The sequence below is a fragment of the Paenibacillus sp. OT2-17 genome (assembly GCF_009827695.1).
In the GTDB taxonomy this organism is placed as follows: Bacteria; Bacillota; Bacilli; order Paenibacillales; family Paenibacillaceae; genus Paenibacillus; species Paenibacillus polymyxa_B.
In genome coordinates this window covers 1-12190 of record NZ_WUDQ01000088.1, presented here as the reverse complement: position 1 = coordinate 12190, position 12190 = coordinate 1, and the positions used below count along the sequence as shown (strand labels likewise).

The 12190-nt window shown below is 45.0% G+C and carries 11 protein-coding genes, 2 pseudogenes and 1 riboswitch; of the genes and pseudogenes, 5 read left to right on the top strand and 8 right to left on the bottom strand.

Translation table 11 applies throughout. The features are described from left to right. From GRP75_RS29740 to GRP75_RS12715, 6 genes are all read right to left on the bottom strand, one after another. Positions 1 to 200 (bottom strand): hypothetical protein (locus tag GRP75_RS29740; protein WP_160789482.1); only part of this gene is annotated, 200 nt, incomplete at its 3' end. 240 nt (positions 201 to 440) lie between these two features. Further along, on the bottom strand, positions 441 to 1388 hold the full coding sequence (locus GRP75_RS12735; protein ID WP_023987584.1) for a DMT family transporter: 948 nt from the start codon (positions 1386 to 1388) through the stop codon (positions 441 to 443). A gap of 172 nt (positions 1389 to 1560) precedes the next feature. Next, positions 1561 to 1705: riboswitch (FMN riboswitch) on the bottom strand. Between the two features lie 121 nt (positions 1706 to 1826). Then, entirely contained in the window at positions 1827 to 2522 is a 696-nt protein-coding gene (locus tag GRP75_RS12730) for an ABC transporter permease (protein ID WP_160789481.1), read from the bottom strand. Further along, on the bottom strand, positions 2515 to 3438 hold the full coding sequence (locus GRP75_RS12725; RefSeq protein ID WP_023987586.1) for an ABC transporter ATP-binding protein: 924 nt from the start codon (positions 3436 to 3438) through the stop codon (positions 2515 to 2517). Before GRP75_RS12725 ends, GRP75_RS12730 begins: the two co-directional genes overlap by 8 nt. Before the next feature lie 108 nt (positions 3439 to 3546). Continuing rightward, the gene (locus GRP75_RS12720; RefSeq protein WP_160789480.1) at positions 3547 to 4491 is read right to left on the bottom strand and encodes a sensor histidine kinase; all 945 of its coding nucleotides are present in this window, start codon (positions 4489 to 4491) and stop codon (positions 3547 to 3549) included. Between the two features lies 1 nt (position 4492). Beyond that, the gene (locus GRP75_RS12715; protein ID WP_023987588.1) at positions 4493 to 5200 is read right to left on the bottom strand and encodes a response regulator transcription factor; all 708 of its coding nucleotides are present in this window, start codon (positions 5198 to 5200) and stop codon (positions 4493 to 4495) included. A 268-nt stretch (positions 5201 to 5468) separates the two neighbouring features. Here GRP75_RS12715 and GRP75_RS12710 point away from each other — a divergent pair, with 268 nt between their 5' ends. From GRP75_RS12710 to GRP75_RS12700, 3 genes are all read left to right on the top strand, one after another. Beyond that, entirely contained in the window at positions 5469 to 5972 is a 504-nt protein-coding gene (locus GRP75_RS12710; RefSeq protein ID WP_023987589.1) for a DUF6933 domain-containing protein, read from the top strand. Between the two features lie 100 nt (positions 5973 to 6072). Continuing rightward, positions 6073 to 6381, top strand: a complete 309-nt coding sequence (locus GRP75_RS12705; RefSeq protein WP_013309242.1) for a hypothetical protein — start codon at positions 6073 to 6075, stop codon at positions 6379 to 6381. Positions 6382 to 6593: 212 nt separating this feature from the next. Continuing rightward, positions 6594 to 8225 carry a formate--tetrahydrofolate ligase gene (locus GRP75_RS12700; RefSeq protein ID WP_160789479.1) on the top strand — a complete coding sequence of 544 codons (1632 nt, stop codon included), beginning with the start codon at positions 6594 to 6596 and terminating at the stop codon, positions 8223 to 8225. 24 nt (positions 8226 to 8249) lie between these two features. Here the strand turns inward: GRP75_RS12700 and GRP75_RS12695 are convergent, their stop codons facing one another. Together GRP75_RS12695 and GRP75_RS12690 are read right to left on the bottom strand one after the other, a co-directional pair. Continuing rightward, on the bottom strand, positions 8250 to 9980 hold the full coding sequence (locus GRP75_RS12695) for an ABC transporter substrate-binding protein (RefSeq protein ID WP_160789478.1): 1731 nt from the start codon (positions 9978 to 9980) through the stop codon (positions 8250 to 8252). A gap of 109 nt (positions 9981 to 10089) precedes the next feature. Continuing rightward, a complete protein-coding gene (locus GRP75_RS12690; protein ID WP_160789477.1) occupies positions 10090 to 11082 on the bottom strand; it encodes an ABC transporter substrate-binding protein in 993 nt (330 codons plus the stop codon). Positions 11083 to 11318: 236 nt separating this feature from the next. On the opposite strand from GRP75_RS12690, the pseudogene GRP75_RS12685 reads away from it, so the two are divergent. Further along, positions 11319 to 11950 (top strand): annotated as a pseudogene (locus tag GRP75_RS12685) (LysE family translocator). A 110-nt stretch (positions 11951 to 12060) separates the two neighbouring features. Next, positions 12061 to 12190: pseudogene (locus GRP75_RS12680) on the top strand (DUF4367 domain-containing protein); the annotation flags it as partial.

The following is a 12190-nucleotide window of genomic DNA, read 5'->3' as shown; positions in this document are numbered from 1 at the left end:
ATCAGATACAGATTCGTGTATACGGAACCGCCCATTTGCTGACTGAGTTGTGTCGTAGCCCCCTGATAGGAAAAGTACCCGATAAGTACGCTCGGAATCAATAACACAGCCAAAAAAGATATTATTAATCTTGTCCTCATTAAATAAAACTGCTTGAGAAACCTGTTCCACCACGGAACTGTTTGTTTTGTTTTAGTCATAGTTATTGCTCCTCTGTGTCTGATGATCACTACATTGTTTTATTCGACAGAAACCGACGAATTTTATAGATGTAATCTTTGAGAAACGAGGAATAATTGCTTGTTTTAGACACTTTTTTCGGAAAATAGGTCTGAAGAACTATGATTTATATGAATACGAATACATAAAAAGCCAAATCAGAGATGCAAAAGCATCTTCACGATTTGGCTTGGGTAAGTCATGAAAGGGACATTGAACTGTTAATTTTTTTGCTGACGTGAAATCATAAAGAGCGTAATCCAGATGAGCATAAAACCAGTCAATTGCGCTACAGTGACAATTTGCTGAAATGCGATCCAGTTAATCACGACACCAACCATGGGAAAGCTTAATTCTGCCATCGTAGCATAAGACGCTTTGGTCGTACTTAAGCCTTTGTAATACAACAATAAGCTAAGAAGACCCGGAAGCAATGCCTGCAATAGCAGATTGATAATCACAGCTGCGCCCGCCCATGTACCGGCAGGCATATTCCATGGCGCATGCTCTACAGAGGTGAGGACAATCAGCAGAGGGAGCGCGACCATGAAGCGGAGGGAGGTTACCGTTTCATATTTCATTGAACGAAGCAAGTAACTTCCCATGACTGTCGAACCGCCCCACAGAACTGCTGCACCGAGTGCAAGTAGACTACCGACCTGGACAAAATCACGAACATGTCCGAAGGGGAGCGACCAACCGAAGGTCAGAAGATACGTCCCGAACAGAGCGACGACAATTAATAATCCAAAATGACGCGGCAACATTTCCTTCAAAATAATACGAGCTAGAATAATAGCGACCAAGGGTTGAAGCTTCTGGAGTAAGAGTACAGCATTCAAATCACCATTGCTGAGTGCCATGGTGAAAATTACGCTGGCCAGAGCCGAGCCACCCCACGAGACGAACAAAATAGCGAAAACTTGACGAAGCCGTACCGCTTTGAGCTCCTCACGATGCTTCCACAACATCGGTGTCAGAGCGAGGAAAAGCAGCACATGCTCCATTAGTACAATTTGTGTTGAGGTAAATGACTTTAACAAAATAATACGAAACAGCGGGTCTGCGCCCCACAAGGCTGCTCCAATTGCGACCAGCCAAAAACCACTTTTCATGTGGGAGCTACGATCAAAACCTTTGGATGTTAGTACAGTAGAAGATTGACTCATACTCAATTAGCTCCTTGCGAATACAGGACCGGTGGCACAAAAACCCCCGTCCATGGCGAAAGGCCATGCAAGACGGGGGTTGATCAAATAAACTTGCCGCTTTACGCAAGTTAAATGAAGTTACTGCAAAACCAATAACGCAGTATTCATCCACTTCGCGGCATGTTGATATTTCGATCTTCTTCCATCCGGACTTTACCGTCGGCTTTGGCATCTCACCAAATCAGTCCGTATCCTGTTGCCAGATACAGAGTCGCGGGCTTAGCTCCATGAGCCATACCGCCGGTTGGGAATCTCACCCTACCCCGAAGATCCTTATTCCGTTTTTAATTTCTCCTATAGGATATACCTGTTTTAGAATGAAGTCCAGTGAAAAATGTGTGTATATCGAACAATGATTTTCATCTGTTTTTTGAAAGCGCTCTACGAAATTACATATTACGAGGTAATATCCTTATACTCAATACCTCGAATCGCCGCATAAGCCACAAGCATTCCCAGTATAGAGAAGCCGATTTGCACGGGGGCAATGGAGCTAAGGGTAGCGCCGTTATTATTGGAGAAAAGCAATGCTACAATCAGGATTGAGGTCACAATGGTGGTGGGTACAGAGTATCTTCGCATCCCCATATACAGCGGAACCAATCCCATAAAGCTGGCAGCAACGGCATTGATTAACGTCCGTGCTGATTGTTGACCCAGTATCGAAAGAGTAAGGTTATCCGGTACAATCAAAACAAACTGGTTGAGCAGATGAATAGCAGCCGTAATGATTATTTCCGAAATAATAATGGACAAGAACGTGAACAGTAATACGACTAAGAGTTTGGCGATCATCAGCTTTTGACGATGAATCGGATACATGAACAAGATCGTAATCGATTTGGACTTAAATTCCCCGACGATAAAGCGGCATAGGAGAACGGAAGCAAACACAATAAATGTAGCTCTTACAAAATTGTCTATTAGATCCAATAGTTGAGTGTACTGTGTGAATTCAGGTATTCCTTCGCTTTGACTTTCCAGCGCAATAACACAGAGCAGCCCAAGAATGCATGCATTGGCGATCAGTGCTGAACGGATATAACCCGTCATATGAAATTTTTTCAGCTCCAACTGCATCAATTTAAGCATGGAGATCACCTCCGTTTAACAGGCGAAAAAAGTAGTCTTCCAGCGTGCTGCTTTTCTGATGAATGGAATCCACCTCTATATCATTTAAGATGAGCGTCTTCGTAATTTGTTTCTGCGGTACATTTGTATCGTAAATACGTATACTCTGTTCATTTATCACCTTTATATTATTCAGGCTCAAATGATGGGAGAGGACGTAGGCCGCCTTCTTACAATCGTTGGTCGTAAATTCGATGTATTCCGTATTGGTTTCCCGCACCTGCTCCATCGATACTTCCTCAATCAGTCGTCCGTGATTAATCACGCCTACCGTATCCGCAATCTGCTCTATTTCCGCTAAAATATGACTGGACACGAGCAGGGTCATCCCATATTCCTTGCATAACATGTGGAATAGTTGGCGGATTTCCTTGATTCCCACTGGGTCCAGACCATTAATGGGTTCATCCAAAATGAGTAGCTCTGGCTTAGTCGCAATAGCGCGGGCAATCCCGAGACGTTGTTTCATTCCTAGCGAAAAATCCTTTACCGGCTTGTCATCTGCATTTCGCAAATTCACTAATTCCAGGGCATCCCGAACAGCCTGCTTATTATAGTAGCCCATATATTCACAATGAAGTTCGAGATTTTGCTGTGCCGTCAGCCTGTCATAAAAAATCGGGTATTCAATAATTGAACCCATCCGTCCGAGCAGATGATACGACTTCGGCGTTAATTTTTCACCGAATAATTCAATTTCACCCGATGTCGGCTTGAGCAGATTCGTAATCATTTTCATTATCGTCGTCTTGCCTGCCCCGTTAGGACCGAGAAAGCCATAGGTTTCTCCCTTGCGCACATTCATACTGACTCCCGCTACAAGTTCGTTGCCCTTCAGGGCCTTTGTCAACTGATGTGTACGTATTACGTAAGTCATGGGTGTTCTCCCTTCGTATACTGCTGATAATTCAAGGATAAAGGGCGAAATGTTCATTTTTCTTTCGTGATTCTTACAAATTTATTAAGTTAAGCATGTTTAGTTCGACTAATAGTTGATTTTCTTCAATGTAAAAGAGAAGACCGTCCGCTCATATGGTCTACTAGTTAATTGAATTTCTCCGTTCATCGCTTCAACCAGGCGTTTGGCAATCGTAAGGCCCAGTCCGCTGCCTTGTACCGCCTTATTGCGGGAGTCCTCCAGTGTGTACATGCGTTCAAAAACCTTGTCCTGCTCAGATTCCTGTATGCCTTTCCCACGATCCCATATCTCGATACACACCGTATCCTGCTGTTCCGATAGAGCCAGACCCAGCGTCCGTCCGTCTGCCCCGTAGCGAATGGCATTCGAGATCAGATTGTTCAGTACCCGCCCAATCGCTCCTTCGTTCCCCAAGGCATGAATGGAGTGCTCTGGGATCTCAATATGCACAGTAAACCCCTGTGCGGTCAGCAGGTCATAAAACTCCAAAATGCTGCGTCTGCACAGTTCTCCCACTTCCAGTCGAGTCAACGGAATATCCGTATCATTAGCCTCCAGCTTCGCCAAGCTAAAAAAGCTGCCGATCAGCTCAATCGCCTCGCTTGTCTTTTGATGAATTTTGGATAGCAGCTTTATACGTTCTTCTGGCAAAATAGTCGGATCGCCATCCAGCATCTCGGCATATCCAAGCACAACCGTAAGCGGGGTCTTGAGATCGTGGGAAATGTTCGAAATCATTTTGCGCATAGCGATTTGGCTACGGTTGTAATCTGCAGACACTCTGAGATTCAAGTCCAGTAGTCGGTTAATTTCCGTCATGAGTCGTTGCAGTTCAACGTCACCTGTGACATATAGCAGTTTTTCCGCATGATTCACCGTCACGATCCGCTCTAGTAGGGTTCGGATATCCTTTATTTTGCGCTTATAGGCCACACGCTCCCGCCAAAGCCATACTATAACGATTGACATGATGAGGACGATAATCCATTGAGAAATGTTTTCGATGTTCATATCAACCATTCTCCCATTTGTAGCCAATGCCCCATAGCGTTTTAATGTGGACAGGATGAGAGGGATCTTCTTCGATTTTCTCGCGCAGGCGGCGAATATGGACGTTAATCACGTTCTCGTCGCCCATATAATCGTCTTTCCAAATAAATCCGTATAATTGTGCTTTTGTAAATACTCGATTCGGATTGGCTACAAACAGCTTCAAAATATCGGACTCTTTGGCTGTTAGCTGAATTTCATTTTCATTGCGTATGACTGTAAAATGATCAAAATCAATGCGCAGACTGCCGTAGGTCAAAACTTGTGCTTGCGGCTGTTCCTCCTGCTGTTGCTGACGGGCATATGTAGTAGATCTGCGGATCGCGGACTGAATACGAGCGGTCATTTCCAGCATTGAAAAAGGTTTGGCAACATAATCGTCTGCCCCAAAGCCCAGTCCAAGCGCTTTATCCACATCGCTGTCCTTGGCTGACATAATCAGAATAGGTACGGCGCTGTGGGTACGGATTCGGCGGATCACCTCCATACCGTCCACCTTCGGCATCATCAAATCCACCAGTACCAGATCATAGGTATGACGTTCAAAGGCAAGAAGTCCCTCTTCCCCGTCATAGGCAGTGGTTAGGCTGTATCCTTCCTTAGTGAGTGCTTTGAGTAGCATTTCGGCAATGGATAGATCGTCTTCAATTAGTAAAATATGTTGTGACATAGGTGTGGAACACCCCTAATTTTTAGATTAAGCTCGCGTGACGAACTGTACCTGAATTATATAGAGCAGTGGAGGGGATTTCCATAAAAAATATCCAAAGGGAAAATTAATGTGTCTGGTAATATATCATTCCCCTATATTATACTGAAAGAGTTTATAATCCGATGTTTGGAATACGGTGTTATAATATCCGGGACATGCCTCATGTAAGAGACTAGGTATGTCGAATCACGCTGCGGTACAGGACCGTCAATAAAGGAGAGCAACGATGTTTGTTATACGAGGAACACAAAAACTGCTGAAGGAATGGGAGACCGAACCACTTCAAGTTGATATTTATCCGCCTTTGAATAGTTGGCATGCCAGCTTGTTTTTACTTAATCGAAGAAAAAATATAGTGTTTATGCATGATATATCCCGCTTAAGCATCACGCTTTTTGGGATTAAGAAATCGCAGTACAACAACCTGCCAGTTCTTTTTGTGCAAGCTTTGAAGGAATTAATGATCAGTGAAGGCTTTGATGAGCAGATTGTAAAGGCATACACACAGGAAGGCGAGCAGATGCTGGCTACGACGACGAATAGTCATAGTGTAATGGGAACCTTGGATGAGATTATTTTTATCATGAAGGAACTGGATATGGAGCATGGGTGCGAGCTGGAAAAAAACCAGTGGAATAACCGGATTGTTTTCAAAACTGTTGAATACAAGTACCCTGTTGATGTTTTTAAAGAAATGCTAGAAAAGCATTATAAACTAGAGAGTATTTGAGAAATTTATGATTTTACCGAAATTAAGTTCCATTTATTCCCTCTGTCCTATATAATCTAATATAGTTCTAAAAGACTATATAAAGAGAGGTAAGGGGTAAATGAAAATTAAATTAAGAAATAAAACTGGAATGATCAAGGAACGCAAAGTAGGTTTTTCATGGACTACGCTCTTTTTCGGTTTTTTCCCTGCGTTGTTTAGAGGGGATTGGAAGTGGGCAGTTATTATTTTTCTGGTGTCGATCCTTACGAGTGGGGCGTCCAACTTTGTATTTTGCTTCATCTATAACCGCTTACATATTAATGATCTGCTGTCCCAAGGCTATGGTCCTGCTACTAAGAAATCCCAAGCTATCCTGATTTCTAAGGGATTTATTGCTGAAAATTACGCTGCTAACTTTGCAGGTTAATTTGAGAGCTGCTTGTTAAACGAGACGTATCAAAAGAGCATCCACCAAAGTCCATGCGGGCGGGGAATGCTCTTTTTTTATAACTCACATGATAGCAACGCTTGCGATGAAATGAATCATAGCGCAATAAGCTGCACACTTTGGTAAAATAAAACGATACAGGGTTTGGCACCATCGGTCAGACTTATAAAACGGGGGGTACATAACGAAAGATGAAGAGGATTATTGATATAGCCAAAGAAGCAGGAATTGAAGAAGAACATTTGGAGACGTATGGAAAATATAAAGCGAAGCTGAATCCGTCCCTGTGGGAGCAGTTAAAGGATCGCCCGAATGGAAAGCTGGTGCTGGTTACGGCGATGAATCCCACACCGGCGGGAGAAGGAAAAACGCTGACAACCATCGGGCTGTCACAGGCGCTGAATGCGCTGGGGCATAAAACCGTTGCTGCGTTGCGTGAGCCGTCCCTCGGCCCTTGCTTCGGCATGAAAGGAGGAGCAACCGGGGGAGGACAAGCCCAGATTGTTCCGGCAGAAGACATTAACCTGCATTTTACAGGTGATATTCACGCGATTTCAGCTGCGCATAATTTGCTGGCAGCGATGATCGATAATCATTTGTTTCATGGAAATGCTTTGCGGTTGAAACCGGAGCGGATCGTGTGGAAACGCGCTGTCGATATGAACGACCGGAGTTTACGAAATATTGTGACTGGATTGGGGTCAGGTAATGGAGCGGTGAGAGAAAGTGGCTTTCTGATTACCTCGGCTTCAGAAGTGATGGCGGTATTATGTTTAAGTGAAGATATGGACGATCTTAAAGTGCGATTGGGTCGGATGGTGATTGGTTATAACGTAGATGGCGAAACGGTAACAGCTGAGGAACTACATGCGGTGGAAGGTATGGCTGTGCTGCTTCGGGAAGCATTGAAACCCAATCTGGTGCAAACGTTGGAGGGAACTCCAGTTATTGTGCATGGCGGACCTTTTGCGAATATTGCGCATGGATGCAGTAGTTTGATCGGTACGAAGCTAGCCCTGAAGCTGGGAGAGGTGGTCGTCACGGAGGCTGGATTCGGGGCTGAGTTGGGGGCAGAAAAGTTTTTTGACATCAAGTGCCGTCAATCCGGTTTGCAGCCAGATGCGGCTCTGTTGGTTGTAACCGCCAAAGCGCTGAAATATAACGGCGGTGTAGCTAAAAATGAGCTGGACGCAGAAAATCTGGAGCAATTGCAACTTGGATTAGCCAACATGAACCGGCATGTACGGAATTTGCAAAAGTTTGGCGTGCCAGTACTGGTAGCGGTCAACCATTTTGTAACAGATAGCGAGGCCGAGCTGGAACTAATATTCTCGGAATGCCGCAAGCTGGGTGTACCCGCAGAGCTATCACAGGTGTGGGCACAGGGAAGCCAAGGGGGAGAAAAGCTAGCCCAAAGCCTGCTCAACCTGCTCCAGGAGGACAAAGCCCATTTTGCACCATTGTATGAGCATACACTTGATTTGCAAGCGAAAATTAGTGTCATTGCGAAGGAGCTTTACGGTGCGGCAGAGGTAGCTTACACTCCTGCGGCCAAACGGGCGTTGGCCGGTATGGAGCAGCTTGGTTTTGGACAACTGCCTGTATGCATGGCCAAAACGCCGTATTCTTTCTCAGATCAACCTTCTCTGCTAGGTGCACCGGAGGGCTTTACCATTCACGTGTCCAGCGCTTCTTTGTCCGCAGGAGCAGGCTTTGTGGTCGTGGAAACAGGCAATACTATGACGATGCCAGGTTTGCCCAAATCCCCAGCAGCTGAGCATATGTCGCTGGAGGCAGATGGGAGCATTCAAGGTCTAATGTAGTATCTTTAGAAAAATGGCAGCTTCTCAGGATGGAGTGCCAAGCAGTTTGGGCAGTGCAGTAAGCAGTTTTTGCCGGGTCATGGCATCGCTCCAGTTCCAGCGGTCAGCTTCTACGAAATATACCCGACCTTGACGTACAGCAGGAAGGCTGCGCCAGAGAGGGCTGCTGATCATACGTTCCAGCGTACGTTTGGATTCTGGAGCTGTTGGGACAAGCATAAAAATGCGGTCCCCGGCGTACTCAGGCAATTCGTTCGGATCTATTTCTGCGAAGCCTTGTTCCGCGTCGAGCACCTTTTGGATCAGCTCAACGGGCTGAAAGCCCTGTGGGTGGTAGAGGGCCGACGAGAATCCGGACATCCCCATGACAAAGAGCCGATCACCATGATCGAAGATGAAGACGGAGGCCGTTTCTCCGGCTGTGATTTGCGTACCGAGCTGCTGCCACATTGCCAGATTGCGGGCTGTAAAGGTAGACAACCAGCGTTCGGCCTCCCGCTCCTTACCGAGCCAGACGCCAAGTGTACGCATCCGTTCCTCCAGCGTGGCGAAGGAGTTGAAGGTGACGGTGGGAGCGATACTAGCAATGCGCTCATATTCCTGTTCATCCGAATTGGCGATGATAATTAGATCGGGATCAAGAGCGCTGGTCAAGCGAATATCCAGTGGAAGGCCCACATCGGCGACATTCACAAGACGATGTTTATAGACGCTGTATTCACTGAGTCGCAGACTTCCACCGATGGCTTTGGCCCCTAATGCCAATAGATCGCCCATCGTTTCTCCATGATAGATGATGCGGCTTGCTCGGCGCGGAATGTGAATATGGTGACCCGTCCAATCCTTGACGCGCACAGAACCGGAGACAGAAAGTGCGTACTTGCCAGGAGGAATCCCGGTCATTTGCCTAAACCGTCGATTAAAATAATATTCGTCAGAGAAACCAACCTGACGGGCAATTTCACGTAAAGGCCGTTTGCATTCCAGCAGCAGCCGCTTGGCATGGTTCAAGCGCAGCTCAGTGAGGTAATGCAGCGGCTTTTTGCCTGTAATTTTACGAAACAATTGGGAGTATTGCCATATGGAAACGTTCGCTTGTTCAGCGAGCTGCTTGACGGTAATGGGCTTTTCATAGTGGTTTTCCATATATGAAAGGGTACCTTCCACCGATGCTGGCAATGCCGGATTAGAGGTATTATTTTGATCAATATGGGTGTGGTCTTCCTGCCACAGCAAGAGCAACTCTTGAAACATGATTTGCTGCCGTAATACAGATGTTTGGTTATGCGACTGTATCGTTTGTTGGGTACTATGAAATAACTCTTCAGTCAACTGAATAAGTTTGGAGGAAGAAGAGGAGGCAATGTATTCGCGTGGTCCCGGCAGGACAGGTTCATGATATAGGGATGGCATACGTGCTGCGTGTTCAGGCAAGGCCATGTCCGCTTGTAGTTCTGATGGCAAAGCGATGACCTCAAACGTGATTTTGTAGTATTCGGGTACAGTTCCATTCAGGGGAGCGATTTGATAGGATTCACCTGGAGCTAGCCAATACCCATGACCTGTATGGGATAGATACTGCTCTGAGCCAATGTCCACCATACCTGTCCCACCGATGAATATAAGAAGACAGTGATATGAATTGGGACGTGATAATAATTCATCGGTAGGCTCACCAACCAACGCAATTTCTTTAAAATGAAAAAGCAGTGAGCTGAATGGGGTAGGATATACGGACGACGGAGACTGGTTCACGGTATTGCTCCTTTTATTGAGAATGGTTATCATGTATGTATAAGTATACCTCCTTTAGGTTCAACAAAAAAGAAGCCTATCAACAAGTGTCGATAAGCTTCTCCAATTTTTATTTGATGAGCTTGGGCAATTCCTCCAGCAGCCATTCTCGAGTGGAAGCATCACTTTCAGTTTTGCCAATATCCTGAGTGTACACACGTCCCTGTTTGACAGCAGGAAGCTGGAGCCACAGCTTGCTTTTCATTAACTGTTCGGTGGATTGTTGGGCTTCTGAACTTGGTGTTCTTAGTATGAAAATCCGATCTCCAGCGTATTGTCCGATCACTTCCTGAGATATTTGTACAAATCCTTTGTCCTCATCCAGTGCTTTCTGAATAAGAGGAGTAGGCTTGAAACCATTCTTTTCATACAGTATTTGTGACAGTCCTGTCCGTCCCATTGCGAATAAACGGTCACCAGGATAGTAGGTAAACACTGAAGCAGTTTCCCCCGCCTTAACACCCTCTGCGTGAAGCTTGGTCCACATCTCCGCTTCCTTTATTTTATATTGGGCAAGCCAATCTTCAGCAGCCTTTTTCTTATTCACAATGTCTCCGAGATGCAGCAAACGTTCGTTTAACGGGGCAAAGGTATCGAACATAATTGTAGGTGCAATTTTTGTTAACGCTGCGTATTGTTTTTCATCTGTATCGGCGGTAATGATTAGGTCAGGCTGTAGTTCCAAGGTTTTTTCCAAATTAATCGGGAACCCCAGATCGGCCACGTTCTGAACCTGCTTCTCATAAACCTTGCCTTCAATCATAGAAGTCGATGTACCTATAGCTTGTACGTCTAAAACCAATAGATCCCCATAGTTTTCTCCGAAGTAAGCAATGCGCCCAGGAGTCGTGGGAATGTTCACTGTATGTCCCTTATAGTCTGTGTAGTCACGAGTTGTGGCAGCTTCCGATGTTTTTGTTGATGCTGTTGTGTTGCTGCTTGCAGTCTGATTGTCAGATGCGCCGCATCCCAGCAGCAATGCCCCCATAAGAAAGAAAAGGCAGATCAGAGCAGTGTATTGTCGAGTAGAATTTTTGTTGATTGTCGAGTTCTTGTTGACCATAGCAACCTCCGTATAATAGAATGATTCAGAATTTTGTAAATGAGAATTATTATCACAAAAGCAATGATAAGCGCTGGACCCTCAATACTCAATGGACAAACTTGGTCAATGAATCCGATTTTGTACAAAATAATTCTCATGTGTTCTTAGCCCATTTCAGGTTTTTCAAATTTTATTGATTTGTCATTTTTTATGGTATAGAATATCGTTTTTATACATTTGAAAGGGGTTTTGAAATGGCATTGTTTATTACATATGTTTTACTAGGTTTCTCTATAGCACTACCTGTAGGTACAATTACGGTTGAAAGACGAAGCAAGGGCTAAAGAATGGATTCATGCATGGATGGATTGTGGGCCTTGGGGGGATGACCGTCGATTTGTTATTAATCATTGGTTTATATTTTGGTCTGGCCTCTGTTTTGTCATTATCTGTTGTACAGGTGATCATGTGGCTCATTGGAGCTATATTTTTGTGCTACGTGGGGTACGACAGCATTAAAAATGCGGATCATGATATTGCACTGGAAGGAGAAAAAAAGACGAAATCATTATTTTCTTCCTATAAAAATGGACTGCTTGTAGCTGTTTCACCGGGGAATTTAGTGTTCTGGGTGAGTGTTTTTGGGACTGTGCTGGCAAGCTCATTTGATCAGTCAAATACAAGTCAATTCTTGGTTGTTGGCTTAGGTATTTTGTTTGGTATTCTTATCCATGATTTAGGCTTGATGGCCCTTGTTGCGACAACACGAAAAGCGATGAATCGAACCGCCATCAAGTGGGTCACGATCAGTGCTGGTGTGGTCTTGATCGGTTTTTCTTTTTATTTCCTGTATGAATTTATGATCACTCTCCAAAAGATTTTATAGCATTACACAAGGATACGTTCAAGCTTGTCATGCCAGTCTGCATAAATCGAACAAGTCCTTCATAGACATGTACTAATTCATTTAAAACATGTGCTGAAGGGGTTGATGACATGCGCCGGATTTCATGGATGCTTGCCATGGTCATGTGTGTAACGCTGCTACTGGCCGGGTGCGGCAAGAAGAGCGCGGACGATGTGGTTAAAGATTTGAGTGACGTGGTGAGCGACCTGAACAGCTACC